Genomic DNA, 13,665 nt, shown 5'->3' on the forward strand with positions numbered 1-13,665 from the left:
ATGGACAGAAGCGCGACATCGGCTTTCGACAGCCGCTTTGCCCACTCGCGGCGGCAGGAAGCCGACCCGGCCGAAATCGAGCGCGGCCTGAAAGAGATGGAGATGCTGGCGCGGGTGATGGACCGTAGCTTCTCCATCGCCGGCATACGCTTCGGCTTCGATTCCCTCATCGGCCTCGTCCCAGGCATCGGCGATGCCGCCACGGGCCTCATCTCCGCCTATCTCATCTGGAGGGCCCACAAGCTCGGCGCCGACAATGCTGTGAAGGCGAAGATGATGACGAATGCCGGCCTCGATTTCGCCCTCGGCCTCGTTCCTTTCCTCGGCGATATCGGCGACGTCTTCTTCAAGGCCAATACCCGCAATGTGCGGCTCTTGAGCCGGCACCTGAAGGAAAAGCACGGCGCCGGCATGATCGACATCACGCCGAAGAAGGCGGGCTAGCTCTCTCGTGAGGCGCTATCGGCCACCCCTGTAATCGAGATTGCCGAAAACCTCCTCGCTGAAGAAATACTGGCAGGCCGAACGGCAATTCCCCGATGCCTTCATCGCCGTGCCGAAAGTGTGCACCGCCGAGACCACGATCAACAAGGTCGTCGCGACGAAGGATATCCGCCAGGCGAGGCGATAGGTGGAGCTGCGCGTCTTGCGGACCCATTCCAGGTGCTCAGCCGTATCTTCGGGCTCTTTCCAGCGCAGGAATATCACCTGAAGCAGGAACACACAGGAGATCGCCATCGCCAGGAAGGTGATATCGAGCGAAAGGTGCAGGTAGTTCAGAGGCACATAGCCCAGCCACACCGCAATGGAGGCGAGGAATATCGCATTGAACATCAACAGACCGGAGGCCTTGTTATCGAGTATGTCCAAGAGCTTGTATTGCTCTTCGACCATCGGATCGTCGATTTCCATTTCCTCCCCCAGCCACACTCGGCATTTTCACCATCCCGGCGCGCAGGCTAAAGCCAAAACAGACTTTGTTGCTCAAGGCATTCTTGGCGTGCGCGAAGATATCAGGCAAGTCGATTGGGGTTTCGGGCCGGCGAGGCTGCCTCAGCGCGTGCCGGTCCTCTCGCCCATCACATAGGTCGCCTTCACGGCCCGGTCGTCGCCCAGCATCATCAGCACGAAGAGCTCCTGGAAGAGCGTCTCCACCGTCTCCATGCGCTGCGCCATCGCCGGCGTCGCGCCGGCGTCGAGGACCACGAGATCGGCTTCCAGCCCCGGCCGGAAGGCGCCGATACGGTCGTCGAGGCCGAGCGCCTCGGCATTGCCGAGCGTCATCATGTGAAAGGCCTCGAACGGCGTCAGCCGCTGGTCCTGGAGCGCCAGCACCTTGTAGAGCTCGCTCGCCGTGGCGAGCATGGAATAGGAGGTGCCGCCGCCGATGTCGGTGGCGAGCCCGACCGCCACCGGCGGATGCGTCTTTCGCATCGCGGCAAGGTCGAAGAGGCCGGAGCCCAGAAAGAGGTTGGAGGTCGGACAGGAAATCGCCGCCGCGCCCGCCTCGCCGAGCGCCCGGCGCTCGCGCGCAGACAGATGGATGCAGTGGCCGAAGAGCGCCTTCCTCCGCACCAGCCCGTAGCGCTCGTAGACGGCGGTGTAGTCCTCGCTCCAGGGAAAGTCGCGCGCGACCGTTGCGATCTCCAGGTCGTTCTCGGAGAGATGCGTCTGAATGTGCATCTCCGGGTGCTCGGCTGCGAGCGCGCCCGCCGCTTCGAGCTGCGCCTCGGAGGACGTGACAGCAAAGCGCGGCGTGATGGCGTAGGAAAGGCGGCCGCGCCCGTGCCATTTCTCGATCAGCGCCTTGGATTGCGCATAGCCCGTCTCGGCCGTGTCCAGCAGCGGCGCCGGCGCGCCGCGATCCATCATCACCTTGCCGGCGACCAGGCGGATATTGCGCGAGGCCGCCTCGGCAAAGAGCGCTTCCACGGAGGCCGCGTGCACCGAACAATAGACGGCCGCCGTCGTGGTGCCGCAGCGAAGAAGCTCATCCAGGAAGAAGCGCGAGGCGGCGGCGGCGATCTCAGGGTCGGCGTATTTCTGCTCCTCCACGAAGGTGTATTTCTGCAGCCATTCCAGGAGATGGCCGGCATAGGAGGCGATCACCTGCGTCTGCGGCAGATGCAGATGCGGGTCGATAAGGCCCGGCAGGACGAGATGCGGCCGATGGTCGACGATGCGCGCGCCTTCCGCCAGTTCAGGCAGCAGCGAAGAGGCCTCGCCGACCTTCTCGACCAGGCCGTCTTTGAGGACGAGCAGCCCGTCCTCCACATAGCGCACGGCCTCTTCCTCGCCGGCGAGATAGGGATCGGCCTCAAACCAAAGAAGGCGGCCGCGCACGGCATCGACGGCTCCCATCACCAGGCCTTGCGGCTGTCAAGCCAGGCGGCGAGAAGCTGCCGCTCTTCGGGCGAAATCACCGCCACGGCCGGAGGCGGCATGGCGCGCGAGCGCACCGCCTGCATGTCGATCTGCCGCCAATTGCGCAGCACCCCTTCCGCGGTGTCGAGGCGCACGCCCTTCGGCGGGCCGGCAAGGCCCTCGTAGAGCGGCTTTTGGGCATGGCACATGGAACAATGGCCCATGACGATCGCCTGCGCCTCGTCGAAATAGCGCGAGGCAGAAAGCGCCCGCTGCGGATCTGAGGCGAAGCTCGTTTCGGCGGCCTCGGCCGGGCCGGTGCCGGGATAGCGCGACAGGATGACGATGACGAGCGTGAGCGCGGCCGCCGCCGCCCAGGGCCACCAGAGCATGCGCCCGCTCGCATGCATGACGTTGAAGAAATGCCGGATGAGCGCGCCGACCGGCAGGATCAGGATGGCGATCAGCCAGCTCCATTCGGTGGCGAAGGCGAGCGGGTAGTGATTGGAGACCATGAAGAAGAGGACGGGCAGCGTCAGATAATTGTTGTGCAGCGAGCGCTGTCCGGCCTGGCGTCCGAGTTCCGGATCCGGCTGGCGCCCGGCTTTGAGATCGGCGACGGCCACCCTCTGGTTGGGAATGATGGTGAAGAAGACGTTGGCGCTCATGATGGTGGCAATGAGCGCGCCGGCATGCAGGAAGGCGGCCCGGCCGGAGAAGATTTCCGTGTAGCCGAAGAAGGCGAGCGCCAGGAAGACGAAGAGGACGAGGAGAAGGAGCGTGTCGCTCCGGCCCAGCGGCGAGCGACAGAGAAGATCGTAGACGAGCCAGCCGGCGGCAAGGCTGAGGAGGCTCGCCGTCACCGCCCATTCGGCCGAGATGTCGGCCTTCGCCGGATCGAGGAGGAAGAGCTCGGCGCCGACATAATAGACGATGACGAGAAGGGCGAGACCGGTGAGGAAGGTGGAGTAGGCCTCCCATTTGAACCAGGTCAGCTCGTCCGGCATGAAGCGCGGAGCAACGGCGTATTTCTGCATGTGGTAGAAGCCGCCGCCGTGGACCTGCCAGGCCTCGCCCTTGACGCCTTCGGGCATGCCTTCGCGGCGCCTGAGGCCGAGATCAAGGGCGATGAAGTAGAAGGACGAGCCAATCCAGGCGATGCCGGTGACGACGTGCAGCCAGCGCACGAGAAGGCTCAGCCACTCCCACAGAACCGGACCCATTGTGCTTTCCCGTCACCCCGTTTCGGCGAATGCTTCCGGGCAATGTCGGCGCTCTCCCGCCGCGTCGCACGCACGCTTCTCCCCCTTGAGGGGGAGTTCCCGCCGAGCGCGGCGGAAGCGCCGGGAAGGGGTGAGCCTCTCACCCCCTGCCCTTCGGGCCGACCCTCCGTCTCAAGGGGGGCTGCGCCGCGGGGCCGCGTCGCGGCCCCACGCCTCCAACGCGCTCTGGCAGAACGGTTCGACCCCATCACAGAAGGCTCTAGCTCTGCACGCCCTCCACATACCAATCCATCTTCAGAAGATCGGCGTCGGCGACGGTCTCGCCGGCGGCCACCCGCTCGGCGCCGGACTGGTCCGTGATCGGCCCGGTGAAAGGATGCAGCGTGCCGGCGGCGATGTCGTTCTTCACCTTGTCGGCCGCCTCGCGCACATCGGCCGGCATCACCTCGTTGTAGGGCGAGATGCCGACGAGGCCCTCCTTGATGCCCCACCAGATGTCCTGCGGCTCCCAGGCGCCGTCGAGCTGCTTTTGAATCTGGTCGACGTAATAGGGGCCCCAATCGTCGGTGATGGCGGTGAGATGCGCCTTGGGGGCGAAGGCCATCATGTCGGAGGCCTGGCCGAAGGCGTAGACGCCGCGCTGCTCGGCCGCCTGCAGGGGCGCCGGGGAATCGGTGTGCTGGCTGATGATGTCGGCGCCCTGGTCGATCAGCGCCTTGGCGGCGTCGGCCTCCTTGGCCGGATCGTACCAGGTATTGGCCCATAGGACCTGCACGGTGAATTGCGGGTTCACCTTGCGGGCAGCCAGCGTGAAGGCGTTGATGCCCATCACCACTTCCGGGATCGGGAAGGAGGCGACATAGCCGGCCTTGCCGGTCTTCGACATCATCCCGGCGATGGTGCCGATGACGGCGCGGCCCTCGTAGAAGCGGGCGTTATAGATGCCGACATTGTCGGCCATCTTGTAGCCGGTGCAGTGCTCGAAATGCACGTCGGGGAATTGCTGGGCCACCTTGATGGTCGGGTTCATGAAGCCGAAGGAGGTGGTGAAAATGAGCTTGTTGCCCTGCTGGGCGAGCTGACGGATGACGCGCTCAGCATCCGGGCCCTCGGCGACGTTCTCCACGTAATTGGTCTTGATCTGGTCGCCGAACTTCGCCTCGGCGCGCTTGCGGGCGACGTCATGGGCATAGGTCCAGCCATGGTCGCCGACCGGGCCGACATAAACGAAGCCGACATTGAGGGGCTCCTGCGCGCCGGCCCGGCCGATGAGGGCGGGCAGGGCGAGGGTGGCGGCCGAACCGGCCAGGAGCTGGCGTCTGTTCATTCTGCTCATCTTGCAAAACTCCCTGGTTTCTTGAGCATTGTGTTGCAATCAGCCGGTCGCCCGGAACGGCTTGCCGAGGCAGGCGGGCGCGGCCAGCCGGCCGCCGGCCGGAGCGACGGAGATGACGGTCAGCACCACGATGGTGGCGAGATAGGGCAGCATCGCCAAAAACTCCGGCGCCAGAAACGAGACGCCGGCCGCCTTGGCGTGCAGCTCGAAGGTCATGACGGCGCCGAAGAGATAGGCGCCGGCCAGAAGCCGAAGCGGCCGCCAGGAGGCGAAGACGACGAGAGCGAGCGCGATCCAGCCGCGTCCGGCCGTCAGCCGGTCCGCCCACATCGGCGTCAGCACCAGCGAGTAATAGGAGCCGCCGAGCCCGGCCATGGCGCCGCCGAAGGCGACGGCGAGATAGCGCACGCCGATCACCGAATAGCCGATGGAATGGGCGGCCTCGTCGCTCTCGCCGATGGCGCGCAGGATGAGACCGGCGCGGCTGCGGGTCAAAAACCAGGCGACCAGCGCGGTCATGACAAGCGAGATATAGACCAGCGGCGAATGGCCGAAGATGAGGCGCCAGACGGGATGCTCGGCAAGCGCGGCGGGGAAGGTGCGGTGCAGCGCGTCGACGGTGCGGCCGACGAAGCCCTGGCCGATCAGCGAAGAAAGGCCGATGCCGAAGATGGTGAGCGCCAAGCCCGTCGCCACCTGGTTCGCCGTCAAGGTCAGCGTCAGAAAGCCGAAGATCATGGAAGCGGCGGCCGAGGCCGCCATCGCGGCGATGAGGCCGAGCGGGGCGCTGCCGGTGGAATAGGTGACGGCGAAGGCGGTGACGGCGCCGATGAGCATCATGCCTTCCAGCCCGAGATTAAGGACGCCGCTTTTCTCCACCACCAGCTCGCCGAGGGCAGCGAGCAGGATCGGCGTGGCGGCGCCGACCACCGTCATGGCGATGGAGATGAGGACGGCGCTACTCATGCCGAAGCGCTCTCGGGCGCCGGCGTCCGCGCCGCCGCAGGCGCCTGCGGTCGGCTTTCTTGGTGCGGGCGGGCCGCGCCGGGGCCGGAAAGGCGCAGGCGGTAGCGCACCAGAACGTCGACGGCGAGAAGGAAGAAAAGCATCATCGCCTGGAACATGCCGGTGGCGGCATAGGGCAGGCCTATCGTCGTCTGGGCGTTCTCGCCGCCGACATAGGAGACGGCGAGCACCATGCCGGCAAGCACGATGCCGAGCGGATGCAGGCGGCCGAGAAAAGCGACGATGATCGCGGTAAAGCCGTAATTGACCGGAAATTGCGGCGTCATCTGCTGGAAGGGCCCGGCCGCCTCGAAGATACCGGCAAGGCCGGCAAGGCCGCCGGAGGTCAAAAGCGCCAGCCAGACGGTGCGCCGGGCGGAAAAGCCGGCATAACGCGCGGCCTGCGGGGCGAGGCCGACGATGCGCACCTGAAAGCCGGTGACGGTGCGCGCCAGCACCACCCAGGCGACGACGGCGAGAGCGAGCGCCACCGGCACGCCGAGATGGATGAGCGTTCCCGGAACGGCCGCCGGCAGGGTCTGCCATTCGGTGAAAAGGCGCGTCTGCGGGAAGTTGAAGCCTTCCGGATCCTTCCACGGCCCGCGCATCAGATAATAGAGAAGCTGGATGGCCACATAGGTGAGCATCAGGCTCGTCAGGATCTCGTTGACCTTGAAGCGCGTCTTCAGGAAGGCCGGGATGGCGGCCCAGGCAAGGCCGCCCAGAATGCCGGCAAGGATCATCGCCGGCAGGATCCAATAGCCCTCCATGCCCCAGCTGGCGAGCGCCACGCCAGTGCCGGCGAGCGCTCCGACGATATACTGGCCCTCCGCGCCGATGTTCCAGACATTGGCCCTGAAGCCGACGGCAAGGCCGAGCGCGATGATGATGAGAGGCGCCGCCTTCACGAAAAGATCCTGCCAACGGTAAGGGTCGGCGAGCGGGGTGATGAAGATCTGGTAGATGGCGCCGAGCCCGTCATAACCCATCGCCGTGAAGATGAAGATGCCGGCAAGAACGGTCATGGCGACGGCGAGCGCCGGCGTCACATAGAGCATCGCCCGGCTCGGCTCGCGGCGCGCCTCCAGCCTAAGCCGCATTGCGGCGCTCCCTCGCCCCGCCGCCAGGCGGGGATTCGTTCTCGCCATGCATGCCGCCCATCAAGAGCCCGACGCGCTCAATGGAAATGCCCTCCACCTCCATCATCTGCGAAAGGCGGCCGCCGTTGATGACGGCGATGCGGTCGCAAAGCGCCAGCAGCTCGTCGAGATCCTGGGAGATGAGGAGGATGGCCGAGCCGGCGGCGGCAAGGTCGAGGAGCGCCTGGTGGATGGCGGCGGCGGCGCCCGCATCGACGCCCCAGGTCGGCTGCGAGACGACGAGGATGTCCGGCTTTTGCAGGATCTCGCGGCCCATGATGAACTTCTGCAAATTGCCGCCGGAAAGGCTGCCGGCGGTCGCCTTCGGCCCCGTCGTCCTGACGCCGAAGGTTTCAATGACGTTCCTGGCGAAATCCTCCGCCGCGGCGTAGCGGATGAAGCCCTGGCCGGTGAGGCCCATGCGGTAGCGCGCCGTCAGAACGGCGTTGTCGGAGAGCGAGATGCCCGGCACCGCGCCATGCCCGTAGCGCTCCTCTGGCACCGAGCACATACCCTCGCGCCGCCGCTCGCCGACATTGGCGGCGATGCAGGCCTTGCCGTTGAGGAAGATGGCGCCGTGCTCGGCTCCCTCCATCTCGCCGGCGAGCGCCGCCAGAAGCTCGTTCTGGCCGTTGCCGGCAACCCCGGCGATGCCGACGATTTCGCCGGCGCGCACATTGAGGCTGATCTCCTTGAGGGGCACGCCGAACGGCCCCTCGCCCGGGGCGGAGAGGCGCACGACGTTGAGACGATCCTGCCCGAATTCACCGCCGCGCCGGCGCGAGACGTCGCGCAGCGCGCCGCCGATCATCATCTCGGCCATGGATCTCGCCGATTCCGCCTTCGGGTCGCAGGTCCCGACGACGCGGCCGCCGCGCAGGATGGTGGCGGTGTCGCACAAGGCTTTGATCTCGTGCAGCTTGTGGGAGATGTAGAGAATGGAGCAGCCTTCGGAAGCGAGCTGGCGGAGGGTGTCGAAAAGCCGCTCCACCTCCTGCGGCGTCAGCACCGAGGTCGGCTCGTCCATGATGAGCAATCTCGGCTTCTGCAACAGGGCGCGGACGATCTCGATGCGCTGGCGCTCGCCGACGGAAAGGGTGTGCACCTCGCGCCTCGGATCGAGCGGCAGATCGTAGGCCTCCAAAATCCTGACGACGCGCTCCTGCAGCTCGCGCCAGCCAACCTTCTCGTCGATGCCGAGGGCGATGTTCTCCAGGACGGTCATCGCCTCGAACAACGAAAAATGCTGGAAGACCATGCCGATGCCGAGGCGGCGCGCCGCTTTGGGATTGGGGATTTCAACCGGCCGTCCGTCCCAGAGGATGCGGCCCTCATCGGCATGCAGGACGCCGTAGATAATCTTGACGAGGGTCGACTTGCCCGCCCCGTTCTCGCCGAGGAGCGCATGAATCTCCCCCGGCGCGACGGCAAAGCTCACCTCGTCATTGGCCAGCACGCCCGGAAAGCGCTTGGTGATGCCCTCAAGCGCCAGCCGCGGCGGGTGCCCTTCCTGTCCCATCGCTTCTCCTGGCCTCCTGCCCGCTCGCCGCTTCCGCTGCCTGCCATTGCAGGAGGTGCGTGGTGACCTCGGCCGCCACCAGGGCGGCGATCACCGGCGGGCGCTTGTCGCGCAGCGCCGTGCCGCCGATCGGCAGGACGAGACGGGCGAGTGTGGCGCGGTCGAGCCCCTCACGGCAAGCCCAGCGCTCGAATTGTCGACGCTTTGTTTGCGAGCCGATCATGCCCGTATAGGCGGCGTCCCCGCGCTTCAGCGCCGCATGGGCGATGGCGAAATCAAGCGCGTGGCTGTGGGTGGCGATGACATGGGCGGAGCCCGGCGGGGCCTCCGCCACCACGGCCTCGGCGAGCGCCGTCCATACCGTCTCCACGCCCTGCGGCAGGCCGGCGAGCATTTCCTGGCGCGGATCGACGACGGTGAGGCGGAAAGGCAGCGGCATAAGCGCCAGGGCCAGGGCCCGGCCGACATGACCGGCCCCGAAGAGGAAGACGGCGGGCATGGCGGCCGCCTCTGCCTCCTCCGCCGCCTGCAATTCGGCAAGCAGAGCCTTATCGGCGGCGCGGAAGGAAAGCCCGACGCGCCCGCCGCAGCACTGGCCGAGATCGGGGCCGAGCGGCACCCTTTCCTCGGCGTGCTTTCTGCCCTCCGAAAGGAGCCGGCGCGCCCGATCGAGCGCCTCGTATTCCAGGGTGCCGCCGCCGATCGTGCCGGCGAAATCGCCCTCGGTGACCAGCATTGCCGCGCCCGCCTCGCGCGGGGTGGAGCCCTTGGCCTCGGCGACCTTCACAAAAATCGCCGGCTCGCCGGCGGCAAGCTTCGTCCTGAGGAAAGCGGCAAGCGCGCTCACCGCGAAGCTCCCTCGGCGCGGCGGCGCGCCTCCTCCACGGCGAAGAGGACGCGCTCAGGGGTCGCCGGCGCGTCAAGGTCGGGAAAGGCGCGGTAATCGGCGGCGGCGGAGACGGCATCGGCAAGGGCGGAAAACACCGACATCGCCAGCATCAGGGGCGGCTCGCCGACCGCCTTGGAGCGGTGGATGGTCGGGACGCGATTGTCGCCCCTTTGCCAGATGGCCATGCGCATGTCGTCGGGCCGGTCGTTGGCGGTCGGGATCTTGTAGGTGGAGGGGGAATGCGTCCGCAGCGCGCCGTCCGCGTCCCACCACAATTCCTCGCTGGTCAGCCAGCCCATGCCCTGGATGAAGCCACCCTCGATCTGGCCCATATCGACGGCGGGGTTCAGGGAGCGGCCGACCTCGTGGAGGATGTCGACACGCAGCGTCCGGTGTTCGCCGGTCAGCGTGTCGATCGCCACTTCCGAGCAGGCGGCGCCGTAGGCGAAATAGAAGAAGGGGCGGCCCCTGCCGGTCTCGCGGTCATAGTGGAGGCCGGGCGTGGCGTAGAAACCGGTCGCAGAGAGCGAGACGCGGGCGAGATAGGCCTCGCCGACAAGCTCGGCGAAGCTCAGCTCCTCGTTGCCGATCCGCACCCGGTTCGGCAGGAAGACAACCTGATCGGTCGGCACCTTCCAGGCCTCGGCGGCGAATTCCACCAGCCGCTCCTTGATGGTGCGGGCGGCGGCCTGGGCGGCCATGCCGTTCATGTCGGAGCCGGAGGAGGCGGCCGTGGCGGAGGTGTTCGGCACCTTGGCGGTATCGGTGGCGGTGATCTTCACCTTCTGCGCGTCGATCTGGAACTCCTCCGCCACCACCTGGGCGACCTTGACGAAGAGCCCCTGCCCCATCTCCGTGCCGCCATGGTTCAGCGCCACGGAGCCGTCCTTGTAGACATGGACGAGAGCGCCGGCCTGGTTGAGATGCGTGGTGGTGAAGGAGATGCCGAATTTCACCGGGGTGAGCGCGATGCCCTTCTTCAGGACCGGACTCGCCCGGTTGAAGTCACGCACGGCCTGGCGGCGGGCGCGATAGCCGGCGCTTTCCTCCAGCTCCTCCACCATCTCGGCGATGACGCTGTCGGTCACCTCCATATGATAGGGCGTCAACGCCCCGCCGGCGGCGGGATAGAAATTCGCCTTGCGGATATCGAGCGGGTCCTTGCCGAGAGCGAAGGCGATGCGATCGATCACCCGCTCCGTGGCGAGCATGCCCTGCGGACCGCCGAAGCCGCGAAAGGCGGTGTTCGACACGGTGTGGGTCTTCAGCCGGCGCGAGCGGATATCGGCGTTGTTCAGCGCATAGGCGTTGTCGGCATGGAACATCGCGCGATCGGCGATGGCGCCGGAAAGGTCCGCGGAATAGCCGCAGCGCGCCGCCTGCTCGAAGACGGCGCCGGCGATCTTGCCCTCCCCGTCGAAGCCCGCCTCGTAGCCGATGAGGAAATCGTGGCGCTTGCCGGTCATCACCATGTCGTCGTCGCGGTCGAGGCGGAGCTTGGCGGGCCGACCGGTCTTCGCCGCGGCAAGCGCGGCAATCGCCGCCAGAAGCGCCGGCTGGCTCTCCTTGCCGCCGAAGGCGCCGCCCATGCGGCGCACCTTCACCGTCACGGCGTGATCAGCAAGACCGAGCACCTTGGCGACGTTGTGCTGCACCTCGCTCGGATGCTGGGTGGAGGCATAGACCGTCATGTCTCCGTCCTCGCCCGGCGGAGCGCAGGCGATCTGGCCTTCCAGATAGAAATGGTCCTGGCCGCCGATGGCGATCTCGCCGGCGAGCCGGTGCGGGGCCTCCTCGATGGCGGCGCGCGCATCGCCGAGACGCATCTCGTGCGGCGGCAGGAGATCGGCACCGGCCTCAAGCGCCGCCTCCACGGTGAGGATCGCCGGCAAATCCTCGTAATCGACGACCGCCCTTTCGGCGGCGGCGCGGGCGAGCGCCTCGGTCTCGGCCGCGACGGCGAAGAGCGACTGGCCGCGAAACTCCACCACCTTTTCGGCGAAGACCGGATCGTCGCCATAGACGGGGCTGGCGTCGTTCTCGCCGGGAATGTCGGGCGCCGCCAGCACGCAGACAACGCCCGGCGCCTTGCGTACCTCCTCAAGGTCCATGCCCTTGATGCGGGCATGGGCGCGCGCGCTCGTCGCCACGAAAAGATGCAGGGTGCCCGGCAGCTCCGGCAGATCATCGACATAGTGGGCAGCGCCGGTGACGTGCTTTTCGGCGCTGTCATGGGCGCGCGCGGCGGCGACGCCGCCGCGGATCGCGGCCTCCGCCTCGCCGCCCTGCCACGCCCGGCCAGCACGCCCCGGCCGCACCGTGCCGGCAACGCCCCGGTCCTGGATGAGGTTCTCGTCCATCAGGCGAGCTCCGACAGGCGCAGGGGCACGCCGCCGCCTTGCCGGGTCGGCGCGTTCGCAAGGAAGAAGCGCATCAGAAGATTTTCCGCCGCAAGCAGCCGGTAGCGGGCGGAAGCGCGCATATCGTCGATGGGCGAGAAGTCGTGGCAGAGCGCTTGCCCGGCCCGCCGAAACGTCGCCTCGGCGAATGGCTGGCCGATAAGCGCCGCCTCCGCCGCCTTGGCGCGTTTGGGCGTTGCCGCCATGCCGCCGAAGGCGAGCCGGGCGGCGGTTATGTTCTCGCCCTCCACTTCCACCCGGAAGGCACCCATCACGGCGGAAATGTCCTGGTCGAAGCGCTTCGACAGCTTGTAGGCGCCGAAGCGCGAGGCCGGCCCCAGCTTCTTCACCACCACCTTCTCCACGAATTCGCCGGCGGCACGGTCCTGGCGGCCGTAATCGAGGAAGTAATCCTCCAACTCGACGCGCCGCGTCTCTTCGCGCCGGCGCAGCACCAACTCCGCCCCCAGCGCGATGAACGCCGGCGGCAGATCGCCGATGGGCGAGGCGTTGGCGACGTTGCCGCCGACGGTGCCGCAATTCCTGATCTGGACGGAGGCGAAGCGGCGCATCAGCTCGCCGAGATCTTCATGGATGGCAAAAAGCCTCTCCGCCGCGCGCGCAAGGCTCACCGTGGCGCCGAGCTCAAGCCGCGTCTCGCTCTCCTTCATCTGCGCCAACTCCGGCACGCGGGTGATGTCGATGACGACCGGAAGGTGACGATGCTCCTTGGTGATCCAAAGGCCGACATCGGTCGCGCCGGCAACCAACACCGCATTCGGGTAACCCCAATAGGTGACGGCGAGCTCCTCCAGCGAGCGCGGCGCGAAGAAGCGCTGCTCGCGGCCCTCCGCGTCGCGGCCGGAAAGCCTCAGCATGGCGCCGTTGTCGAGGGCGGCGAGCCGGCGCGCCGTCTCGGCCTCGCCGCCCCGGCCATGACCTCCCTCGCCAAGCGCTTCCAGACCCGCCTCCACGATCGGCCCGTAGCCGGTGCAGCGGCAAAGGTTACCGGCAAGCCAGTCCTTCAACGCGCCCCGTGTTTTCGCCTCGCCGGTCAGCCAAGCGGCATAGAGCTGCATGACGAAGCCCGGCGTGCAGAAGCCGCATTGCGAGCCGTGATGGTCGACGAGCGCCCGCTGTACCGGATGCAGGCCCCCGTCCGGCCCCTTCACATGCTCCACGGCGAGAAGCTGGCGCCCGTGCAGGCCGGGCATGCACTGGATGCAGGAATTGACGGCGCGATAGGCCATGCCGCCCTTGCCGTCCGGCTCGCCGAGGACGACCGTGCAGGCGCCGCAATCGCCCTCCGCGCAGCCCTCCTTGGTGCCGGTCAGGCGCTCGCTCTCGCGCAAATAGCGCAGCACCGTCTGGCTCGGCGCGTTGCCCTCAAGGCAGCGTTCCTCGTCACCGAGGAGAAAGCGGATCTGCCTTCCCATCAGCTTCCCCGATACGTGGAATAGCCGTAGGGCGAGACGAGCAGCGGCACATGATAATGCCCGTCCGCCTCAGCGATGCCGAAGCGCACGGGAACGACGCTCAGAAAGGGCGGATCGGCGAGCGCAACGCCCTCGGCGGCGAAATAATCGCCGACATGAAAGCGCAATTCGTAGGTCCCGGCGCGGAAGGTCTCGCCGGAAAGGAGCGGCGCTTCGCAGCGCCCATCGGCGTCGGTCAGCGCCTCTCTCACCGGCGCGCCGTCCGCGGCAAGGAGTTCCACGCGCATGCCGGCGGCCGGCTTTCCCGATGCGGTGTTGAGAACATGCGTCGTCAAACGGCCCATCCGTCCTCCAT

12 protein-coding genes are annotated in these 13,665 nt (G+C 67.2%); 1 reads left to right on the top strand and 11 read right to left on the bottom strand.

Features of this window, described 5'->3' with window-relative positions:
* Entirely contained in the window at positions 1–444 is a 444-nt protein-coding gene (locus Q331_RS20025; RefSeq protein WP_084174767.1) for a DUF4112 domain-containing protein, read from the top strand.
* Positions 445–459: 15 nt separating this feature from the next.
* Here Q331_RS20025 and Q331_RS0104825 read toward each other — a convergent pair whose 3' ends face one another.
* From Q331_RS0104825 to uraH, 11 genes are all read right to left on the bottom strand, one after another.
* Entirely contained in the window at positions 460–912 is a 453-nt protein-coding gene (locus Q331_RS0104825) for a hypothetical protein (protein ID WP_026379744.1), read from the bottom strand.
* A 141-nt stretch (positions 913–1,053) separates the two neighbouring features.
* On the bottom strand, positions 1,054–2,361 hold the full coding sequence (gene guaD / locus Q331_RS0104830) for a guanine deaminase (protein ID WP_026379745.1): 1,308 nt from the start codon (positions 2,359–2,361) through the stop codon (positions 1,054–1,056).
* On the bottom strand, positions 2,361–3,587 hold the full coding sequence (locus tag Q331_RS0104835; RefSeq protein ID WP_026379746.1) for a urate hydroxylase PuuD: 1,227 nt from the start codon (positions 3,585–3,587) through the stop codon (positions 2,361–2,363). The genes guaD and Q331_RS0104835 overlap by 1 nt, the downstream gene beginning before the upstream one ends.
* Positions 3,588–3,846: 259 nt before the next feature.
* Positions 3,847–4,923, bottom strand: coding sequence for a BMP family ABC transporter substrate-binding protein (locus tag Q331_RS0104840; RefSeq protein WP_026379747.1), 1,077 nt, complete (start codon positions 4,921–4,923; stop codon positions 3,847–3,849).
* A gap of 39 nt (positions 4,924–4,962) precedes the next feature.
* Positions 4,963–5,889 (bottom strand): ABC transporter permease, encoded by a 927-nt coding sequence (locus tag Q331_RS0104845; protein WP_026379748.1) that lies wholly within the window; start codon positions 5,887–5,889, stop codon positions 4,963–4,965.
* The gene (locus Q331_RS20030) at positions 5,886–7,028 is read right to left on the bottom strand and encodes an ABC transporter permease (protein WP_051630584.1); all 1,143 of its coding nucleotides are present in this window, start codon (positions 7,026–7,028) and stop codon (positions 5,886–5,888) included. The genes Q331_RS0104845 and Q331_RS20030 overlap by 4 nt, the downstream gene beginning before the upstream one ends.
* Positions 7,018–8,586, bottom strand: coding sequence for an ABC transporter ATP-binding protein (locus Q331_RS20035; RefSeq protein WP_051630586.1), 1,569 nt, complete (start codon positions 8,584–8,586; stop codon positions 7,018–7,020). The genes Q331_RS20030 and Q331_RS20035 overlap by 11 nt, the downstream gene beginning before the upstream one ends.
* Positions 8,549–9,433, bottom strand: coding sequence for a xanthine dehydrogenase accessory protein XdhC (gene xdhC / locus Q331_RS20040; RefSeq protein WP_051630588.1), 885 nt, complete (start codon positions 9,431–9,433; stop codon positions 8,549–8,551). Before xdhC ends, Q331_RS20035 begins: the two co-directional genes overlap by 38 nt.
* On the bottom strand, positions 9,430–11,835 hold the full coding sequence (gene xdhB, locus Q331_RS20045; protein WP_084174769.1) for a xanthine dehydrogenase molybdopterin binding subunit: 2,406 nt from the start codon (positions 11,833–11,835) through the stop codon (positions 9,430–9,432). Before xdhB ends, xdhC begins: the two co-directional genes overlap by 4 nt.
* On the bottom strand, positions 11,835–13,310 hold the full coding sequence (gene xdhA / locus Q331_RS0104870; RefSeq protein ID WP_026379749.1) for a xanthine dehydrogenase small subunit: 1,476 nt from the start codon (positions 13,308–13,310) through the stop codon (positions 11,835–11,837). Before xdhA ends, xdhB begins: the two co-directional genes overlap by 1 nt.
* Positions 13,310–13,654: a hydroxyisourate hydrolase gene (gene uraH, locus Q331_RS0104875; RefSeq protein ID WP_026379750.1), complete on the bottom strand. Its 345-nt coding sequence runs from the start codon at positions 13,652–13,654 to the stop codon at positions 13,310–13,312. The genes xdhA and uraH overlap by 1 nt, the downstream gene beginning before the upstream one ends.
* Between the last annotated feature and the right edge of the window lie 11 nt (positions 13,655–13,665).

Origin of the sequence: Afifella pfennigii DSM 17143 (assembly GCF_000688515.1) — a bacterium.
GTDB lineage: Bacteria > Pseudomonadota > Alphaproteobacteria > Rhizobiales > Afifellaceae > Afifella > Afifella pfennigii.

What these genes read in the sequence shown, in the direction of transcription:
- Q331_RS0104845 (WP_026379748.1), bottom strand. Translation starts at nt 5,889, where the DNA reads ATGAGTAGCGCCGTCCTCATCTCCATCGCCATGACGGTGGTCGGCGCC.
- Q331_RS20035 (WP_051630586.1), bottom strand. Translation starts at nt 8,586, where the DNA reads ATGGGACAGGAAGGGCACCCGCCGCGGCTGGCGCTTGAGGGCATCACC.
- Q331_RS0104840 (WP_026379747.1), bottom strand. Translation starts at nt 4,923, where the DNA reads ATGAGCAGAATGAACAGACGCCAGCTCCTGGCCGGTTCGGCCGCCACC.
- xdhB (WP_084174769.1), bottom strand. Translation starts at nt 11,835, where the DNA reads ATGGACGAGAACCTCATCCAGGACCGGGGCGTTGCCGGCACGGTGCGG.
- Q331_RS20025 (WP_084174767.1), top strand. Translation starts at nt 1, where the DNA reads ATGGACAGAAGCGCGACATCGGCTTTCGACAGCCGCTTTGCCCACTCG.
- uraH (WP_026379750.1), bottom strand. Translation starts at nt 13,654, where the DNA reads ATGGGCCGTTTGACGACGCATGTTCTCAACACCGCATCGGGAAAGCCG.
- Q331_RS0104825 (WP_026379744.1), bottom strand. Translation starts at nt 912, where the DNA reads ATGGAAATCGACGATCCGATGGTCGAAGAGCAATACAAGCTCTTGGAC.
- Q331_RS20030 (WP_051630584.1), bottom strand. Translation starts at nt 7,028, where the DNA reads ATGCGGCTTAGGCTGGAGGCGCGCCGCGAGCCGAGCCGGGCGATGCTC.
- Q331_RS0104835 (WP_026379746.1), bottom strand. Translation starts at nt 3,587, where the DNA reads ATGGGTCCGGTTCTGTGGGAGTGGCTGAGCCTTCTCGTGCGCTGGCTG.
- xdhA (WP_026379749.1), bottom strand. Translation starts at nt 13,310, where the DNA reads ATGGGAAGGCAGATCCGCTTTCTCCTCGGTGACGAGGAACGCTGCCTT.
- guaD (WP_026379745.1), bottom strand. Translation starts at nt 2,361, where the DNA reads ATGGGAGCCGTCGATGCCGTGCGCGGCCGCCTTCTTTGGTTTGAGGCC.